Source organism: Rothia sp. HMSC062H08 (assembly GCF_001810775.1).
GTDB lineage: Bacteria > Actinomycetota > Actinomycetes > Actinomycetales > Micrococcaceae > Rothia.
On the sequence record NZ_KV802666.1, the window covers coordinates 1 to 18,799 of the forward strand.

General features: G+C 58.9%; 17 protein-coding genes. 7 read left to right on the forward strand and 10 right to left on the reverse strand.

The window, feature by feature from the left end; translation table 11 throughout:
- The 4 genes from HMPREF2765_RS09440 to HMPREF2765_RS04245 all read left to right on the forward strand — a co-directional run.
- Nucleotides 1–158, forward strand: a 158-nt coding sequence (locus HMPREF2765_RS09440; protein ID WP_141749086.1) for an IS3 family transposase, incomplete at its 5' end; no start/stop codon positions are given.
- A gap of 269 nt (nucleotides 159–427) precedes the next feature.
- On the forward strand, nucleotides 428–1,618 hold the full coding sequence (locus HMPREF2765_RS04235) for a 5-(carboxyamino)imidazole ribonucleotide synthase (RefSeq protein ID WP_049352097.1): 1,191 nt from the start codon (nucleotides 428–430) through the stop codon (nucleotides 1,616–1,618).
- A 99-nt stretch (nucleotides 1,619–1,717) separates the two neighbouring features.
- Complete coding sequence (gene purE / locus HMPREF2765_RS04240) at nucleotides 1,718–2,356, forward strand: 5-(carboxyamino)imidazole ribonucleotide mutase (protein ID WP_005506874.1); 639 nt, start codon at nucleotides 1,718–1,720, stop codon at nucleotides 2,354–2,356.
- 19 nt (nucleotides 2,357–2,375) lie between these two features.
- Nucleotides 2,376–3,377, forward strand: coding sequence for a lipid II:glycine glycyltransferase FemX (locus HMPREF2765_RS04245; RefSeq protein WP_049362316.1), 1,002 nt, complete (start codon nucleotides 2,376–2,378; stop codon nucleotides 3,375–3,377).
- Between the two features lie 216 nt (nucleotides 3,378–3,593).
- Here the strand turns inward: HMPREF2765_RS04245 and glpX are convergent, their stop codons facing one another.
- The gene (gene glpX / locus HMPREF2765_RS04250) at nucleotides 3,594–4,601 is read right to left on the reverse strand and encodes a class II fructose-bisphosphatase (protein WP_049355887.1); all 1,008 of its coding nucleotides are present in this window, start codon (nucleotides 4,599–4,601) and stop codon (nucleotides 3,594–3,596) included.
- Nucleotides 4,602–5,018: 417 nt separating this feature from the next.
- Between glpX and HMPREF2765_RS04255 the strand changes: the two genes are divergently transcribed.
- Together HMPREF2765_RS04255 and HMPREF2765_RS04260 are read left to right on the forward strand one after the other, a co-directional pair.
- Nucleotides 5,019–5,738 carry a carbonic anhydrase gene (locus HMPREF2765_RS04255; protein WP_049338718.1) on the forward strand — a complete coding sequence of 240 codons (720 nt, stop codon included), beginning with the start codon at nucleotides 5,019–5,021 and terminating at the stop codon, nucleotides 5,736–5,738.
- Between the two features lie 224 nt (nucleotides 5,739–5,962).
- A complete protein-coding gene (locus tag HMPREF2765_RS04260) occupies nucleotides 5,963–7,369 on the forward strand; it encodes a class II fumarate hydratase (protein ID WP_049338717.1) in 1,407 nt (468 codons plus the stop codon).
- A gap of 132 nt (nucleotides 7,370–7,501) precedes the next feature.
- Here HMPREF2765_RS04260 and HMPREF2765_RS04265 read toward each other — a convergent pair whose 3' ends face one another.
- The 5 genes from HMPREF2765_RS04265 to mca all read right to left on the reverse strand — a co-directional run bounded on the left by HMPREF2765_RS04265 (nucleotide 7,502) and on the right by mca (nucleotide 12,503).
- Nucleotides 7,502–8,719, reverse strand: a complete 1,218-nt coding sequence (locus HMPREF2765_RS04265; protein ID WP_044142972.1) for an MFS transporter — start codon at nucleotides 8,717–8,719, stop codon at nucleotides 7,502–7,504.
- Nucleotides 8,720–9,189: 470 nt separating this feature from the next.
- Nucleotides 9,190–9,696 (reverse strand): NUDIX hydrolase, encoded by a 507-nt coding sequence (locus HMPREF2765_RS04270; RefSeq protein WP_049354996.1) that lies wholly within the window; start codon nucleotides 9,694–9,696, stop codon nucleotides 9,190–9,192.
- Between the two features lie 127 nt (nucleotides 9,697–9,823).
- Complete coding sequence (locus HMPREF2765_RS04275) at nucleotides 9,824–10,351, reverse strand: prepilin peptidase (protein WP_049346792.1); 528 nt, start codon at nucleotides 10,349–10,351, stop codon at nucleotides 9,824–9,826.
- 91 nt (nucleotides 10,352–10,442) lie between these two features.
- Nucleotides 10,443–11,252: a polyprenyl diphosphate synthase gene (uppS, locus tag HMPREF2765_RS04280; protein WP_049346793.1), complete on the reverse strand. Its 810-nt coding sequence runs from the start codon at nucleotides 11,250–11,252 to the stop codon at nucleotides 10,443–10,445.
- 279 nt (nucleotides 11,253–11,531) lie between these two features.
- The gene (gene mca / locus HMPREF2765_RS04285; RefSeq protein WP_049346795.1) at nucleotides 11,532–12,503 is read right to left on the reverse strand and encodes a mycothiol conjugate amidase Mca; all 972 of its coding nucleotides are present in this window, start codon (nucleotides 12,501–12,503) and stop codon (nucleotides 11,532–11,534) included.
- 419 nt (nucleotides 12,504–12,922) lie between these two features.
- On the opposite strand from mca, the gene greA reads away from it, so the two are divergent.
- The gene (gene greA, locus HMPREF2765_RS04290; RefSeq protein ID WP_049327910.1) at nucleotides 12,923–13,420 is read left to right on the forward strand and encodes a transcription elongation factor GreA; all 498 of its coding nucleotides are present in this window, start codon (nucleotides 12,923–12,925) and stop codon (nucleotides 13,418–13,420) included.
- Nucleotides 13,421–13,575: 155 nt separating this feature from the next.
- On the opposite strand, the gene ilvA is transcribed toward greA, so the two are convergent.
- The 4 genes from ilvA to HMPREF2765_RS04310 all read right to left on the reverse strand — a co-directional run bounded on the left by ilvA (nucleotide 13,576) and on the right by HMPREF2765_RS04310 (nucleotide 18,584).
- Nucleotides 13,576–14,829, reverse strand: a complete 1,254-nt coding sequence (ilvA, locus tag HMPREF2765_RS04295) for a threonine ammonia-lyase (RefSeq protein ID WP_049350045.1) — start codon at nucleotides 14,827–14,829, stop codon at nucleotides 13,576–13,578.
- A 233-nt stretch (nucleotides 14,830–15,062) separates the two neighbouring features.
- Nucleotides 15,063–16,340: an AI-2E family transporter gene (locus HMPREF2765_RS04300; RefSeq protein ID WP_049346801.1), complete on the reverse strand. Its 1,278-nt coding sequence runs from the start codon at nucleotides 16,338–16,340 to the stop codon at nucleotides 15,063–15,065.
- A 172-nt stretch (nucleotides 16,341–16,512) separates the two neighbouring features.
- Complete coding sequence (locus tag HMPREF2765_RS04305) at nucleotides 16,513–17,502, reverse strand: Bax inhibitor-1/YccA family protein (RefSeq protein WP_049346804.1); 990 nt, start codon at nucleotides 17,500–17,502, stop codon at nucleotides 16,513–16,515.
- Between the two features lie 197 nt (nucleotides 17,503–17,699).
- Nucleotides 17,700–18,584 carry a Cof-type HAD-IIB family hydrolase gene (locus HMPREF2765_RS04310; protein WP_049358312.1) on the reverse strand — a complete coding sequence of 295 codons (885 nt, stop codon included), beginning with the start codon at nucleotides 18,582–18,584 and terminating at the stop codon, nucleotides 17,700–17,702.
- Nucleotides 18,585–18,799 lie beyond the last annotated feature (215 nt).

The following is an 18,799-nucleotide window of genomic DNA, read 5'->3' on the forward strand; positions in this document are numbered from 1 at the left end:
ATGAGTTCTTCCGTGGGCAGGACTGGCAGAGCTTTGAGAGTTTCAAGGTTGACCTTGATGCCTATATCACGCACTGGAATACGGTAAGGCGTCAGGTAAAGCTTAAGGGCCTGACTCCGGTAGAGTACCGGGTTCAGGCCCTGAGGGAAGCCGTATAGGGGTTACTATTTAATGCGTCCAAGTTTCGGGGCGCAGTTCATGTTTGTCCCTTTGGGAGTTTTTCCATAGACCTCTCAGCTACCGGGTGACTCTTTTCATCATGCGCTGATAGTTTCGTCTCTGCCTGACCGCGCAGAAGGCAGGTTTTTACGATTTCTTCCGGTATTCACGCCCAAATATTGGGCTCTGAAGCCCAGTTGAACCCATTCTGCGACCTTCATGTGGTCTTGCTCCCATAAGCACTCCGAACCCGGTACACTTAGGTGATGTGACTTACCCTGTGACTGGACCCGTAATTGGTGTCATCGGCGGCGGCCAGCTGGCCCGCATGATGGCTCCCGCAGCAACTAACCTTGGCCTGAACCTGCAGATTCTCGCGGAGGCGCCCACCGTTGGCGCCGTGGCAGCGGTACGTACCGCTCCCGTCGGGGACTACAAAGATCTGGACACCCTCCGCGAATTTGCTCGCGGCAAGGATGTCATCACTTTCGATCATGAGCACGTGCCCACTGAATTTCTGCGCACCCTCATGGCGGAGGGTGTGAATGTTCAGCCCCGTCCCGAAGCTCTCCAGTACGCTCAGGACAAGCTCCTGATGCGCGCCGCTATTGAGCGTCTGGGCCTGCCGAACCCCCGCTGGGCTAAGGTTTCTACCCTGGACGAACTGCTCGCCTTCGGCGATGAAATTGGCTGGCCCATGGTGCTGAAGACCCCGCGCGGCGGTTACGACGGCAAGGGCGTACTCGTTCTGGATTCCCCCGAGGAGGCTCGCGAGCGCAGTACTGCGTGGTTCGAGCAGTTGCCTTCCCGCACCGATTTCTCCGCCCTGCTTGCCGAGGAGAAGGTTCCCTTTACCCGTGAACTCTCCGCTCTAGTGGCTCGCCGTGAAAGCGGCGAGGTGCGTCCCTGGCCGGTTGTTGAGACCATCCAGGTGAACTCCATCTGTGATGAGGTTATTGCACCCGCGCAGGACCTGGACCCCGAGATTGCGGAGGCTGCCGCAGCCGCCGCGGTGACCATTGCCTCCGAGCTGGGGGTCACCGGTGTCATGGCTGCTGAGCTTTTCGAGGTGCCCGGCTCCCCCGCCGGCTTCTACATCAACGAGCTGGCGATGCGCCCGCACAATACCGGCCACTGGACTCAGGACGGCTCGGTGACCAGCCAGTTTGAGCAGCATCTGCGTGCGGTACTTGACCTGCCGCTGGGTGATACCTCCGTGCTGGAGGGTGTTGCCGTGATGAAGAACTACCTGGGCGGCGAGAACGAAGACATTTTCGGCGTCTACCCGCTGGCGCTTTCAGCTGAACCGCGCGCGAAGATTCACTTCTACGGCAAGGAAACCCGCCCGGGCCGCAAGATTGGTCACGTGAACATTACCGGCACGGTGGCTGAGCTTGAGGCGTTGCGCCATAGCGCCGCGAATGCCGCCTCCATTTTGCGTGACGGCCGCCCCCTGTAGCCCTATTTTTAGCCGGTGCGTGGGGTGAGAGTATCCTGCGTATCCGACGCACCCTATTGATGGTGGTTCGCCACCGCATCCTGAAAGGATATGAGGATTATGTCTCAGTCTCCCTATAATTCTTCCCAGCCCATTGTTGGCATTGTGATGGGTTCGGATTCGGACTGGTCGGTCATGGAGGCCGCAGCCGAGGTTCTGGACGAGTTCGGCATCCCTTACGAGGCTGATGTTGTTTCTGCACACCGCATGCCCGAGGACATGATTGAGTACGGCAAGAAGGCTCACAGCCGCGGTATTCGCGTGATTATTGCTGGCGCCGGCGGCGCCGCTCACCTGCCCGGTATGCTCGCTTCCGTCACCGCTCTGCCTGTGATTGGTGTTCCGGTGCGTCTGAAGAACCTCGAGGGCATGGACTCGCTGCTGTCGATTGTTCAGATGCCCGCCGGTGTTCCGGTAGCTACCGTCTCCATTAACGGTGCTCGCAATGCGGGTCTGCTGGCTCTGCGTATTCTGGGTTCGGGTACCGATGCGTTTGCTCAGCAGGTTCACGCTGATTTGCGTCAGTTCTCTCAGGATCTGCGCCAGACCGCGATGGACAAGGGAGCCGCTCTGCGCACCCGAGTTGCCGAGGCGAAGGCTAAGGCAGCGGCCGAGCGCGAGGCGGAGGAGAGCTCCTCCGCCCCCCGCCCCGCTTCTGCTCCCGAGGCCTCGTCGGAGCCCCAGGCTTACGTTCCCTAAGCTCGGATACACTAGAAGTATGAGCAATATTCTTCAGTCCGATATTTGGGCACGTTTTCAGGAATCTAATGGTCACACCGTAATCCGTAAGAGCGGTAACGGCTGGTCGTACCTTGCAACCGTTGAGGGCGGCGCTACCGGCCGCTACCTGTACAGCCCGTACGGACCGGTCGCCTCCAGCGCTGTGGCTTTTGATGAGGCTCTCGCGTCATTGAAGGAAGAGGCTGCGAAGCTTCGTTGCCTGTTTGTGCGCATTGAACCCACTGAATCCGCTATTTGGGGCGATCAGGATGCGGCTACTTTCCTGGCTCGTCGCGGCGCGGTTCTGGCTCCTCGCCAGGTGCAGCCTTCGCACACTCAGATTATTGATCTTTCGGGCTCTGAGGACGAAATCCTCAAGGGAATGATCCCCAGTTACCGTAATCGTCATCGTAATCTCCACAAAAAGGGCGTGACCGTTGAGGTTTCGACCAATCCCTCGGATATGACGATTCTCTTCGGCTTCCTCGAGGAAACCGCGGACCGTAACGGTTTTAACCGTCAGCAGGATGAGTACCTGATGCAGGTTGCTCGCGTGCTGATGCCCGCCGGTGCGGCGTCCCTGTACATTGCGAAGCTGACCGATGAGAACGGTGAGAGCACCCCGATCGCGGCGGCGTTTGTGTACGATTCGGATGACACCCGCACCTACGCGCACGCTGCGGCTTCTTTTGAGCACCGCAACCTTAGTGCAGGTGTTGTGGTGGTGACGAACTTTATCCTGGACGCTAAGCGTAAGGGTCTGAAGTACGTTGACCTCTTCGGTATTGCGCCGGAGGATCAGCCGGATCACGAGTGGGCTGGTTTCACGAAGTTCAAGAAGTCCTTCGGCGGCGAGTCGGTGGAGTACCCGGGTACCTGGGATGTTCCGGTAACCTCGTTGGGTTACCGCGCCTACACGCTGGCGTACAAGGCTCGTCCGGCAGTTCGTGATGCTGTGTCGAAGGCGAAGGCGAAGGTTCAGTCTTTCCGCTCTCGCTAACGGGTTCAGGCTCGTCCTTACTGGGGCGTATCCTGAGAACTAAAAGCTAAATACATGAGGGAGCCGCCCTCACCGAGTTCTTCGGTGGGGGCGGCTCCTGCGCGTATGTATGTGCAATGTTCGAGGAGTCTTAGCGCGGCTCCTCAGCCCTTGCGGGGGCGAAGATTACTGCCCTTCGAGGATTACTGCGCTTCGAAGATTACTGCGCTTCGAAGATTACTGCTCTTCGGGGCTCTTGGTGTGCGAGAGAATCTCGCGCAGGCGGGAGAGGCGGTGCTCTGCCTCGACGGTACGCACGGTACCCGAGGAGGAACGCATAACCAGCGACTGGGTGGTCACAACGTTCTTGCTGTAGCGCACGCCGCGCAGCAGCTTGCCGTCGGTGATACCGGTTGCGGCGAAGAAGCAGTTGTCGCTGGTGACCAGGTCGTTGGTGGTCAGCACACGGTCGAGGTCGTGGCCGGCTTCCAGTGCCTTTTCACGTTCTGCCTCGTCGGTCGGTGCCAGGCGGCCCTGGATGACGCCACCGGTTGCCTTGATAGCGCATGCTGCGACAACACCTTCGGGGGTGCCGCCGGTGCCGAGCATGAGGTCCACGCCGGTGTTTTCGCGGCAGGCTGCGATAGCGCCGGCGACGTCACCGTCGAGGATGATGCGGGTACGGGCGCCGGCCTCGCGAATCTCCTGGATCAGCTTGGCGTGGCGGGGGCGGTCCAGCACGCATACGGTCAGCTCGCTGACCTTCTTGCCCTTAGCCTTAGCGACCAGGTGCAGGTTCTGCTTGACGGGCAGGCGCAGGTCGACGAACTCTGCGGCGTCGGGGCCGGTGACCAGCTTCTCCATGTAGAACACTGCGGAGGGGTCGAACATGGTGCCACCGTCTGCCACAGCAATCACGGAGAGGGCGTTGTCCATGCCGAGTGCGGTCAGGCGGGTACCGTCGATGGGGTCAACCGCCACGTCGAGGGAGGGACCGGAGCCGTCGCCGACGTTTTCGCCGTTGTACAGCATGGGAGCCTTGTCCTTCTCGCCTTCACCGATGACGACGGTGCCGTTGAAGCTGACGGTGGAGAGGCGGTAACGCATTGCGTCTACGGCTGCACCATCTGCGAGATTCTTTTCGCCTGCGCCGACCCAGGGGCCTGCAGCAATTGCTGCTGCCTCAGTCGCGCGGACCAGTTCCATTGCGAGGTTGCGATCGCCGTGGTTGTTGTTCGTAGTCATAGACTCACCTTCGAGATTTCTGAATACACCGTCGGCTGGCTGGTTCTTTCCAGCACGAAGTCGCCGACGCAGTAGTGCTCCTTTCAGGATAGCGCGCGGGCGCTTCGTTTTTCTTGTTCTGAACGAGTTTGCGTGCGTGTTGACTTTAAGGTGAGCAGATGCGGCAAATTGGTGAGGGCTGCGTCTCTCTTCGGCGCTTCATACGCTCTGAGGCACTGATTTTGGGTGTTGTGAAGGCGTGCCAAACTAGCTATTTTTCGCATATTTAAGGCATATTTGAGGTAGGTTCTTTCTCCGGGAGGCTCCCGGCAAGGAGCTGAGCTTCAGCGCGAGCGCCTGAAGCCCCATATACCCGTTCGCAGATTCGCTGGCTCCGACGGCACGCGTTATCTGTATTTGTCCGCTAAGGAGCATCACATGGCTGGCATCCAACCGACTCCCGCAGAAGCATGGAAGCGTCTGAAGGACGGTAACCGCCGTTTTGTTGAGGGTAGCAATGAGCACCCCAACCAGGACACGATTCGCCGTACCGACCTGGCATCGGGTCAGTTCCCGTTCGCCTCGATTTTCGGTTGCGGTGACTCTCGCCTCGCGGCAGAGATTATTTTTGATCTGGGCCTGGGCGACGCGTTCGTGGTGCGTACCGCCGGCCACGTCCTGGAGAATGCCGCGCTCGGTTCGTTGGAGTACGCGGTTGATGAGTTTGAGACCCCCATTGTGATGGTTCTCGGTCACGACTCCTGCGGTGCTGTGACTGCGGCCAGCAAGTCCTTGGAGTCCGGTGAGATGCCGCACGGCTTCATCCGTAACCTGGTGCAGCACATCCTGCCTTCGGTGATGTCCCCGAAGCTGCCGGAGAACCCGGTCGTTAACGACATGGTGCGTGAGCACACCCGCCAGACCGCCATCCGCATTATTGAGCAGTCCCACATCATTTCGGATGCGGTGGTTGAGGGTAAGGTCGCCGTGATTGGTGTCTTCTACCATCTGAAGGAGGGTAAGGCGGAGCTGGTGTTCAGCTCGCAGGACCTGACCCTGCCGGAGGAGAAGAACGACGCGCAGAACCCGCCGACTCAGGCGCTTCCGGTGGTCGTGAAGACTCCCCCGCGCGTTGTGGTTGCGGAGAACCTGGACTAGGTTTCCTCTTCTCCGCTCATTACGAGCCTTAGCGCGAGAACCCACATGCTCGCACTTAACAACAGATTTTTCTATGGGATACCCCCGCCACGGTAGCATGTTCGCACATCTACCGGGGCGGGGTTTTTACGCGCCTTCTCACGCCTCAAAATTTATGAGCGTTTTTCCTCTTTTGACACCTTTTCGAGGCGACGTAAGCCACTTTGAACGCCTATCCTAGAGGTATGGCTGAAAACATTGAATACCGCATTGAACATGACACCATGGGCGAAGTTCGCGTTCCGGCTGATGCACTCTACCGTGCACAGACCCAGCGCGCAGTCGAGAACTTCCCGATTTCGGGTCAGACCCTCGAATCCGCCCATATTCGTGCGCTTGCCCTCGTGAAGAAGGCAGCCGCGACCGCCAATGAGGAACTCAAGGTGCTCGACGCTGAGCGCGCCCAGGCTATCCGCGACGCAGCGGATCTGGTAGCAACCGGTAAGTACGACGCCCACTTCCCCATTGACGTCTTCCAGACCGGTTCCGGTACCTCCTCGAACATGAACGCGAACGAGGTTCTGGCAACCCTGGCAACCCGTTCCCTGGAGTCTAAGGGTATTGAGGTTCACCCCAATGACCACGTGAACGCATCCCAGTCCTCCAACGACGTCTTCCCCACCTCCGTGCACGTTGCTGTGACCGAGGCTCTGGTGAAGGACCTGATTCCCGCTCTCGAGGTGCTCGCTGAGTCCCTGGAGCGCAAGTCCGCAGAGTTCAAGGACGTTGTGAAGTCGGGCCGTACCCACCTGATGGACGCAACCCCCATCACCCTGGGCCAGGAGTTCTCCGGCTACGCCGCAACCGTGCGTTACGGCATTGAGCGTGTGAACGCTTCCCTGCCTCGCGTGGCTGAGGTTCCCCTGGGCGGTACCGCTGTGGGTACCGGCATCAACACCCCCGACGGCTTCTCCGCTCGCGTGATTGAGCTGCTTGCTGAGGAGACCGGCCTGCCCCTGACCGAGGCTCGTAACCACTTCGAGGCTCAGGCTAACCGTGACGGCCTGATTGAGGTTTCCGGTCAGTTGCGCACCCTGGCGTACGGCCTGATGAAGATCAGCAACGACATCCGCTGGATGGGTTCGGGCCCGAACACCGGCCTGGGCGAGCTGCACATCCCCGATCTGCAGCCCGGCTCCTCGATTATGCCCGGTAAGGTCAACCCCGTGATTTGTGAGGCTACCATCATGGTTGCAGCTCAGGTCATCGGTAATGACGCAACCATTGCTCTGTCTTCCACTAACGGCGCGTTTGAGCTGAACGTGGGTATTCCGGTGATGGCTGCTAACCTGCTGCAGTCAATCCGCCTGCTCGCTAATGTTTCTCGCGTTTCGGCTGAGAAGATGATTGACGGTCTAACCGCTAATGTTGACCGTTGCCGCTTCCTGGCTGAGGCTTCGCCGTCGACCGTGACCCCGCTGAACAAGCTGATTGGTTACGAGGCTGCTGCGAAGATTGCTAAGTACTCGGTGGCTCACAAGGTGACTGTCCGTGAGGCAGTTGTGGCTCTGGGCTATGTGGAGCGCGGCGAAGTGACTGAGGAGCAGCTGGATGCGGCTCTGGACGTCACCAAGATGCTGGGCAACTTCTAATCTCACCCGCCTGAACTTCGCCTGAGGTTCGCGGCTTAACCATAGAAGGAGGGGCGACTCGCCATGACGGCGGGTCGCCCCTCCCTCTGTATGTGTTCTCTGCCCCGTCATTGAGTTGGCAGCGGGTTCTCACTATTGTTCAACAATATTGAACACTTTGAACTGTTTATAGTGGACCAGCGTGTAGATGAGGCAGAGTACAGCTGGGATACTGACGACGAGCGCAGCGTTGAAGGAGCCGAGATGGTCAAGCATCAGTGCTACCGCGCCCATGGAGTACAGCGTTCCTAGCCCAAACACAGCGCCGTCAAGGGAGCTGGCACGCCCCAGTAGCTCATTCGGTGTAATGCAGTCACGCAGATTATTGGAGAAGATGAAAGCTGATGCCCATCCTACGTCCAGGATGAAGAGCAAGGCTCCGAGCACTACGGGGTTATTGCTGATGGTGACCAGCGGTATTCCGAGCAGGGATACGACGTTGGCGACCAGTAGCATTCCTCGTGTGTTCTCGAAAGAGAGGAAACGATCGATGATGAGCGCCGCGACAATACCGCCGATACCGCTGCAGGCCATAATCATGCCTACCACTGAGGCTTCAAAAGTGAGCTCCTCATACAGGCGGTAAATAATGATGAGTGAATACGATGCCGTAGCTGCCGCCAAGAAGAACGTGTAGACAAGGATAAGTCTCTGCGGGGCACCGGAGAACATGTATTGGATACCGTCAAACATGCGATGAATAAACCCATGTTGTGCGGTTTCGCGTTGCTCAGTTTTAGTTTCCATCTCTACGGATGGCAACGTTGCGTATGAAATAGTTGCCGCTCCGAAAAGGAGCACCGGGACGATAAGACCGACCGTTGCACCCGCGACAAGAACAATAAATCCTGCTGTAGGGGGCGCAATGATTGCGGATATTCCCTCGCAAATTTCACGACGTGCATTGTACGAAAGAAGGTTTTCTCGTCCGAGAAGCTGCGGAATATATCCTGCTTCTGAGGCAGCAGCCAGCTCGGAGAAGACACCACTCACAAATCCTAGTGCGGCGATGGCGAACCATGACAGCATATGCTGCTCAATCATCAACGCCAAGGTAAGGATGCTGAGGATGTTTACTGCCCCGGCAATCACAATCATAGGTTTTCGAGGCAGACTATCCGATAGGGTTGCTAGTGGATATGCCAAGGCGATATTGGGGATTTGCATGGCTACCGCCATTACGCCAGCCAGCCCAATTTCGCCTGTACTAGCGAGAATCGCAATGGGTAGAGCGAAGGAATATATTCCTGTACCTACCAGAGAGCCGATAAGGGCTACGTAGATTCTCCAGGGTATTTTGTGTGTTGTCATGCTTTGCTCCTTCCAGGGCGCGTCAAAATAGCGCCCAAGAATTGCGATGAACACAATGAGCCTAGTTCACAGAAAAATGGCATGCCTTAAAGATTTATAGGCAGAGTAAAAGGAAAGCGACTACGCTCACCAGAACATCACGTGAACGAATCTTTCTCGGGTTACTGACTAATACGGGGCCGTCACTCCCAATGTAACCCGTGTCATATATAAAGCATCTCATGTACACCACTCATAGCTCGATACGCAGGCACAACTTAAGGTAAAAAAGACATAAACAAGGCAAAGCCACAGCAAAACTTGGGATTTTAGCTCTTCAATCCCACAGAAAAACAGGAAGAACCACCCAATAACATGTAACAAACTGTCACAAAAATGAGGGAGGGGCGACTCGCCATGACGGCGGGTCGCCCCTCCCTCTGTATGTGCAGGTTTAGTTCAGCGGCTTTTACTCAGTCCCAGTAACCGGTCTAGAGCTCTTCCGGCGGCACCGACTCCAAACCAAAACGGCAGTGGCCGTCATAGTTCAGCGCCGCATCAATACGGTCCAGCATCCGCTCCGAAAGCAACGCACGCTCCGCCGGGTCAGACACATCCACCCAACGCACCTGCGAAGACTCCTCGTCGTTCACCTTCGCCTCACCAGAAACCCAGCGGCACAAGAACGTATGATCCAAGAACTGGCAGCGGTCACCATTACCGAACTGCATCGGCGGGTCAGCCTTCACCTGCGCCAGCTCCAGCACCTCAATCTGCACGTTCGCCTCCTCCTGCGCCTCACGCAGGCAGGTCAGCGCGGGGCTCTCCCCCGGGTCCACAATGCCCGTAATCGGGGTCCACGCCCCGTTATCGCTACGGCGCACCAGCAGCACCTTAGAATCCTGCTCACGGTACACCACAGCCGTCGCACCGGACAGCCACAGGTAATCCGAACCGATCCGCTCACGCAGCTTACGGATATAGGGAGGGGTAGGCATAACATCAACCTTTCAAAAACCCCGGCAGTTCCGCCGAGAAATAGGTGCTAGAGAGCAGAGCGAACAGCCGCGGGCCGCACACAGAACGAACCCGCCATTTAGCCGGACGGTCACCCTACTTCGGAATCTACCACAGAGAATACGCCGGAGCAGCCAACGCCACCAGCGCCCCCAGAAGCATAAACGGACCGAAGGCAATGCGGGTGCTACCGCGCGCCTTCGTGAACAGCACCAGAGCCAAAGACACCAGACCACCGGCAAGGAACGTCACCAGCGACGCCCAGCCCAGATTCGCCCAGGACAGGTACCCGAGCACGCCGCCCAGAATACCGGCAAGTTTCACATCCCCGCGGCCCAGCGCGCCGAAGGACAGAATACGCAGAAGCAGGTAGCAGAACCACAGCACCAGACCGGCACCAATCACACGCCAAATATCGGCGGGGCGACCGGCAAAAAGCAAAGACACCGGCAGCGCCGTATAGGTGGCAATAGCCAAAGGAATCAGGATGCGGTGCGGCAGACGGTGCTCCCGCACGTCAATACGCCACAGCCGCAGGGCGCACCACAGAAAATACAGCAGGTAGCTGCCGAGCACCAGAGCGGCAATTGTGGAGGCGCCTCCAGCGTTGTAGAGGCGGGAAAGCTCAGCGAGCATAGAACGTCCATTCTGTATTGCTGGAGGCTGTACTACCGGCAGACTACTAGCCAGCGGCACTAGAGTACATAGGCGCTAGAGCATCTAAGTTCTAGGAACCGAAGCGGCGGGAACGGTTCGCGTAATCCCGCAGGGCACGCAGAAAATCAACGCGTGTGAAATCCGGCCACAGGGCGCGGCAGAAGTAAAACTCAGAATACGCACTCTGCCAGGTCATGAAACCGGACAGGCGCTGCTCGCCCGAAGTGCGAATCAGCAGGTCCGGGTCGGGCATATCGGCGGTGTACAGGTGCGAAGAAATATCCTCCACGCTCAGCTGTTCGGCAAGCGAGTCCAAGGATGCCCCCTCAGCGGCAGCCTCGCGCAGAACCGAGCGGACCGCGTCCACAATCTCCTGGCGGCCGCCGTAACCGACCGCAATGTTCACGCGAACACCGGGTAGGTGCGCAGTCTGCTCAATCGCCCAATCCAGGCGCTCGTGCAGCTGAGGAGGAATTAGGTCAATATTGCCGATGGCGCGCACCGGACCGCAGGCGGACTCCACCAGACGCACCAGAAATGCATCAATCACAGCGACCAGGCCGGTCAGCTCCTTCTCGGGGCGCTTCAGGTTCTCAGTGGAGAGCATGTACAGGCTCACCTGCGGAATCGACAGCTCAGTACACCAGGCCAGAAAATCAATAATTCGCTCCGCACCGGCGGCGTGGCCCTCACGGGTGCTCAAGCCGCGCTGAGCCGCCCAGCGGCGGTTACCGTCCACCAGCACTCCAATATGTGCCGGCAGGGATTCGGGGCTCAGCGAGCGCGCCAGAGCCTGCTCATAGATGGTAGGCTCAGTGACAGTGCCGGGGTTGCTGGCGTGGCCGTGCACAGTAATCACGGGCAGGGCGTTGGCGCTCATAGCTCATACCTCATTCGGCTGTCGTGGCAGATAATTCAGCGGGCTCATAACGAAAGAGTCCAAGCTCTTATTCTACGCCGCCGCGCCGTACCTTCGCGGCAATCAGCATCGCGGTTGGGCTGAGAATCGGCTCAAAATTTGTGGCGGCTGGTGGCGGTATCCGGGGTGCGTACAGGGGCTGCACGCATCGCGCGCCTAATAATAGTTGATGCCCTTCACCTACGACTCATATCGTGGGTGAAGGGCATCATTGTAACGCGCGGGGCGCTGCGCCCCAGCCTAGATAACGTAGTAGTCGCTCAGGCCCTCGTCCAGGCTAGATTCGGGCAGCTGAACCTCAGTATGCGAGGCGGCCAGCGTGTAGTCCTCCCAGGGCCAAATGTCCTTCAGCTGTTCACTGGGAACGGCGAAGAACACGCCGTTCGGGTCCACCTGCGAGGCGTGCGCGCGCAAAGCCTGATCGCGCTGCTCAAAGTGCTCGTGAACCAGGATGCGGGTCGTAGTCTCGTGGCGAGGTGCCTCCCCCGAGGAGGCGCGGTGCGCGAGGTTCTCAATCCAGCCGCTCAGCAGGCTCTCACCGTGCGTATCGAGCAGATGCTCGTGCAGGGCGAGGGTGCGTTCGGGGTTGAATGCGCGGTCGTAGTAGAGCTTCAGTGGGGTCCAGGGCTCACCCTCACCCACGTAGGCTTCCGGGTCGCCTGCCTTCTCGAATGCTTCCACGGCAACCTTGTGGGTCATGATGTGGTCGGGGTGCGGGTAACCGCCGATCTCGTCATAGGTGATGATGATGTGGGGGCGGTACTCACGCACCAGACGCACGAGCGGCGCGGCGGCACGGTCCAGGGGCATGGTGCCAAAGCTACCGAAGGGAAGCGGCGACATGGGGTCGCCCTCGGGCAGACCCGAGTCGAAGAAGCCAATCCAGCGGTGCTCAATACCCATAATCTCGCGGGCAGCCGCCATCTCAGCACGGCGCAGACCCGGCAGGTCGCGGTGCGCACGCGGGCTCTTATCGATCTCCTCGTTCAGGATGTCACCGCGCTCGCCGCCGGTCATCGTCGCCACCATGAAGCGGGCGCCACGGGCAATATACGCCGAGGCGGTACCGGCGCCCTTGGAAGACTCGTCGTCCGGGTGGGCGTGCACCGCGAGGATGCGCAGACCGGTGTAGTCCTCCTCCAGGGGTTTGAGGGAGTCCACGGGAGGGTGAGACGGCAGGTTTGCCTTCAGCTGTTCAATGGCTTCGCTCACGGTGGTCTCCTTTAGATGATGCGCCAGGGGGTCGATGATGTGTCTGTGACTCGCGAATACGAGCGCTACACGGCAGAAATTTTACGGTTGTAGCTTCTCGTATGATACCCAAGGATAGCGCCGGTGTACTAGCGCAGATGACGCCGTGTGACATCGTGAAACGTGCCGTCATATCAGCAGATTCACGGGCATGAAACAGGCTGATGCTGGCGGAGTGTTCAGCTACCGGCGTGCGTACCGACGAAGATGCGTTCAGAGGGGAAGATACGACCGGCATAACAGCCGAAAATCCTCCGGTGCTCTAGAATAGGTCTGTTGATTCATTCCGTTACCGGTACCGCCGCGCATTGAACGCGGCACGCGGTAGCGGGTTTATTCGTTTCGCACCGGCAGAGCCGGCGCATAAGCAAAGGACACGCATGGCTGAAAACACCGGTGCATGGCTCACTCAGGACGCCTTCGACCGCCTCACCCAGGAGCTGGAGCACCTCTCCGGTCCGTACCGTCAGGAAATCGTTGACCGCATCGCCCAGGCGCGCGATGAGGGTGACCTCCGCGAGAACGGCGGCTACCACGCGGCACGCGATGAGCAGGCTAAGAACGAGGCGCGTATCAAGCAGCTCAAGCACCTGCTCGAAACCGCACAGATTGGTGAGGCGCCCGTTGATGACGGCGTGGTAAGCCACGGCATGGTCATCGAAGCTGAGGTTGCAGGCCGCACCCTGAAGTTCCTGCTCGGCTCCCGCGAAATTGAGGACACCCTCCCTGCCGGCACCGACCTGAAGGTCTTCTCCGAGAAGTCGCCGCTGGGTGCCGCAATCATGGGTGCTAAGCAGGGCGACGAGGTTTCCTACACCGCTCCGAACGGTAAGGAACTGAGCGCCAAGATTGTCTCCGTGACCCCTTACCAGGGCTAAGAGACTAGCTAAGAAGCTAGGCTGCGAGACAGCGCTAGATTTAAAACAAACAGTGCGGGGTGCTGACTATAACGGTCAGCACCCCGCACTGTTTTTTATCTATTGAATTGCGTTCTACCTATAAGGCTCAGGTGCAACTATTGCAGTTCATCGGCTTAGTAGACGATGATGGGCTTGAAACCCTCATCCTCCAGGGCAGAAATCACCTGGCGGCAATGCTCCACACCCTTGGTTTCCATGTCGATGGTAATCGACACATCGCCCATGGACAGCGAACCACCCACACGGGTGTGATCCACACCGGTCACGTTCGCGTCGTTCTCAGAAATAATGCGGGAAATGGTAGCCAGCTCACCCGGACGGTCAGACAGCATCATCTTCACGGTCATGTAGCGGCCAGCCGCAGACAGACCACGCTGAATTACCTTCAGCATCAGCATCGGATCAATATTGCCGCCGGAGAGCACGCACACGACGGTACCCAGGTCGCCGTACTCTTCCTTCAACTTGCCGTTCATCAGCGCCGCCACGGGCACCGAACCGGCAGGCTCCACCACAAGCTTGTTACGTTCCATCAGGAAGATCAGGGCGCGAGCGATATCGTCTTCACTCACGGTCGCCACATCGTCTACCAGCTCCTTAATGATGGAGAAAGGCATCTGGCCGGGGCGGCCCACCGCAATACCGTCAGCGATGGTGGAAACCTTCTTTAGCGGCACCAGAGCATCCGCAGCCAGCGACAGCGGGTACGCCGCCGCGTGCTCCGCCTGAACACCAATAATCTTGATCTTCTTACCGAGCTTCTGCTCCTTCGCGCGGATAGCAGCGGACAGACCAGCCAGCAGACCACCGCCGCCGACGCCCACAATGACGGTGTCAACGTCCGGAACCTGCTCCAGAATCTCCAGGCCGATAGTGCCCTGGCCGGCAATAATGTCTTCATTGTCGAAGGGGTGCACGAACACCGCGCCGGTCTCTTCGGCGTAGCGCTTCGCCTCCGCCAGAGCCTCATCCACGGTCACGCCGTGCAGCTCAACCTCCGCGCCGTGATCGCGGGTCGCGGTAATCTTCGGCAGCGCCGCACCCAGCGGCATGTAAATACGGGCCTTAATGCCCAGACGGTCAGCAGCCAGAGCCACACCCTGAGCGTGGTTACCCGCACTCGCCGCCACGACGCCGCGTTTCTTCTCCTCCTCGGAAAGCTTCGCCATACGCACGTACGCGCCGCGCACCTTGAAGGAACCGGCACGCTGCAGGTTCTCGCACTTGAAGAAAACCTCTGAACCGAGGCGCTGGCTCAGCGCACGCGAATGAGCGACGGGGGTGCGTTCAATAACGCCTTCGAGCAGCTCTGCGGCACGTTCAATATCGGTAATGGTCACGGGCAGGGAGTCGAGATCTACGCTCACGGGTTTTCCATTCTGACGGTGCGTTGTCCCGCGGGCGCGGGATGGTGATGTATTGCTCATCCCATTTTAGAGGATGGGTACAGCGAAGGGGGCTACCCGGTCGCAAGTAGCCCCCTGGCGAGACACCGCCGTAGACGGCATCGCGGCCGGCGGTATCGCCGGGACGAGTTAGCGGTGCGTTATCGAGGGTGGCGGGGTGCCCTACGCCAAAACCTCCCGCTCGATGCAGGCCCCTAGTCTTCGGAGGAGTCCGAAGCCTCGGAAGCCTGGTTCTCAGGCTCCTCAGCCTTCTGACGGCTCGGCACCCGGGAGGCCAGATTCTTGACGCTCTCCTGCCGTTCCTGGGCCTTCTCCTCAGCCTGCTCGCGGCGAGCCACCTCGTGCGGGAAGAGGAACTCCTCATCGCGCAGGCTGGGATCGTGTTCCCAACCGCGATTCGCCAGGTAGCGCACCACCGAGTTCACCACGGCCAGCGTCGGCACCGCGAACAGCGCGCCCACGGCACCAAAAATCATGGATCCACCAGCCACCGAGAAAATAACCGCCAGCGGGTGCAGGGAGACAGCCTTACCCATAATGAGCGGCTGCAGAATGTGGGATTCGAGCTGCTGAACCAGCAGAACAATACCGAGCATAATCAGCGCCTGCACCGGCCCCAGAGCAACCAGCGCCAACAGCACAGCCACAGCACCGGAGATGAGGGCACCAATCACCGGAACGAAGGAGCCGAGGAAGACCAGCACACCCAGCGGGATAGCCAGCGGAACACCCAGAATTGCGGCACCAATACCGATGCCGATAGCGTCAATAGCCGCCACCAGAATCTGAACGCGCACGTACGCGCCCAGGGACTTCCAGCCCGCGCGACCCGCACCGTTGACTGCGGCACGCGCATCCTTCGGGAAGAGGCGGGTGACGAACAGCCAGATACGCTCGCCCTCCATCAGGAAGAAGACCAGGGTAAACAGGGTCAGCAGGGTACCGGTCGCAACCTCAGCCGCAGTCGAACCCACCTGAGATACACCGTGCAGCACGGAGCTGGGGTTATTGGTTACAGCGCTCTCCATCTGATCCAACAGCTGGTTCATCTGGTCGGCACCGAACTCGTAGCCGAGGTTCTTCAACCAACCAATCAGCTGCTGGTAGCCCTGCACCGCTTTATCCGCCATGGACACAAAACCACGCAGAATCTGCTGACCGGTCAGCGAAATAATACCGGCGAGCACCAGAATCATACCGATTTCGGCAATAGCCGCCGCGCCACCGGCACGAACACCCTTCTTACGCAGAAGCATCACGGCGGGGCTCAACAGAGCCGCCAGAAGCAAAGCCACCAGAAGAGAAATAACCAGCAGGGAGACGTGCCCCAGACCCTTCCATAGGATCCAGCCGGCACCGGCAATCATAATGATGCGCCACGCCCAAGCACCGGCAACTTCCATGGCAAAAGGAACCCGGTAGCCGCGCTCCTCCTCGGCTACATGTTCTTCTGCAACAGGTGTAATTTTCACGGTGTCTCCAAATCGTTATCGGTGTCGCACTCGTGCGGGGTAGCTTCAGCTACCCCATCGGAGGCGGTGTGTGGTGTTGTTATTGTGTGCTCTCCCCGCGCCTCGATGCACCGGGGAAGTAAAGCGGCAAAGGCGGCGGCACCATCACGGTACCGCCGCCTCAAAGTGAGCTTTAGTCGTTTCTAAAGATGCTTGCCAGGTACATGAGAACGCGCAGAATCTCAACGTACAGCCAGACCAGAGAAGCGGTCAGGCCGAAAGCAAGGCGCCAGGACTCACGCTCGGGCAGGCCCGCCTCCACAGCCTCGGAGGTGGTGGTGAAGTCCAGCAGCAGCGAGTAGGTTGCCAGCGCGACAGCGAACAGACCAACGACCAGACCCAGCGGAATACCGCCGATGGAGAAGCTGTTCAGCGAGGAACCGAAGATACCCGCGGTCAGCATGGACACCAGGCCGTAACCCAGGTAGCTGAGCGCACCAATCATGAAAATCTTATTCAGCTTGGGGGTGGTGCGAATCTTGCCGTTGGCGAAGAGAGCCAGGGTCACACCCGCAACCACGAGGGTTGCCAGAACCGCCTGAACTGCCACGCCGGGGTAGCGCATATCCACAACAGCGGACAGACCACCGAGTAGCAGACCTTCCATGAGCGCGTAGGTCATGACCAGAATCGGGGAAACCTTCTTCTTGAAGGAGTTCACCAGACCCAGGACCAGACCGCCAACCATGCCCAGGAGCAGCAGCACCGGTGCATTCCATGCAACAGCGGCACCGACAGCGACCAGGCCCAGGTTGATACCGGTCTTAACCAAGACATCGTTCATGGTCAGGCGCTCACCGGCGGGGATGGGCTCCGAGTAGGTGGGGGCTGCTACGCCGTAGTCAGCCTCACCGTACGGCTGGCCGTACTGTGCCTGCTGACCGTACTGGGGCTGACCATACTGCTGGCCATAGGGCTGCTGGCCGTAGGTGTTCTGGCCGTAGCCCTGCTGATCATACTGCTGACCGTACTGGCCATAGGTCTGCTGCTGACCGTACTGTGCCTGCTGACCGTACTGCGCCTGCTGGCTGGTCTGCTGCGGCTGCGCACCAAAACGACCGAAACGAGAGTCACCCTGAGTGACATTCTTCGTCATTGAATTCAGAAGCGGGTTTCCCGCCATCTTTCTCTCCTTAAACGGGTACAAAACTAATTCTGTTAATTATATCGGATAGATTCTGTGCTCACGGGCGCTGTTCGTTACCAGCATGGGCTTCTAGCGACCTTGCCAGAATATTTCAGGGCGGTGTTTACCTGAGGTTCACCCAGGCCCGCGCCGCCCCGCATGCAAAGGCTTCTGCGCGTCTCTTTGTGAAGCGTCTAGTGCGAAGCTTCCAAACGGTCCAGGAGCTGTTCCAGATACTCCAGAACTGCCTGTTCCTCGTTCGAGCCAATCACCTCATCAGCAGCATTTCGCACAACCTCCGGGGCATTAGACATGGCAACACCCCAGCCCGCGTAGCGGAGCATTTCCATGTCGTTCTCACCGTCACCGAAGGCAAGAATGCCCGCCGGATCAGCATCCAGACGCTCGCACAGGTCCTCCAGACCGGTCGCCTTATTGACACCGGTACGCACCAGATCAATGGCACCGAAGCCGCTAACCATCGGAGTGACGGTCTGCGGAAGAACCTCACGCAGGTAAACGCTCAACTGCTGCGTCTGCTTAGGCGGAGTCAACAGCGGGAACTTAATGGGTGCGCCCTCAAAATCCTCAACAGAGTCAACCATGACCGAGCCGGGGAAGAAGAACGCCGCAAAGTCCTCCAACGTGAGGGTTTCGGGAAGCTCCTGACCGGTGTCTTCAAAATAGCCGCGAATCATGTGCACAATCTGGTCGCAACGGTCCTTGGGCAGGTAGATACCTTCGGTGGTGCAAACCAGCAGACCGATCCGGTCCAATCCCTGCACTACCTCAATAATGCGCGGCACATCTTCGTCCAGAAAGGGATGCACGGCAAGCTTGCCACTCTCATCGGCAAGATACGCACCGTTTTCAGCGATATAGATGAGACCCTGGTTCTCGAAGCCGCGCATATAGTCCTGCAGCTTGGCGTAGGTGTTTCCGCTCGCCACAACAAAGTGGATGCCCTGCGCCTGCAGGCGGGATAGGATGCGCGAGAAACGTTCGGTGTCGAACGTTTTGGAGTCGGTGAGGAAGGTGCCATCCATATCGACGGCAATGATGGAGGGCTTAGTCTGCATGCTGTGCCTTTCTGACTCTACTACCCCATTCAGGCGGAGGTGCGTCTGTGGCTGTGTCTCTATATAGGGTCTCATGTTTTTGGGCTCCAGAAGACGGTATGCGGGCGTTTTTGAGAGTGGAGCCCACGGGTACCATCGCTTCCTTCGAGCAGGTGGGCATCCCCATGGCAACCGAACTGGTCAGGGGCATCGTCTTTTACCCCCCCCCCCCCCCC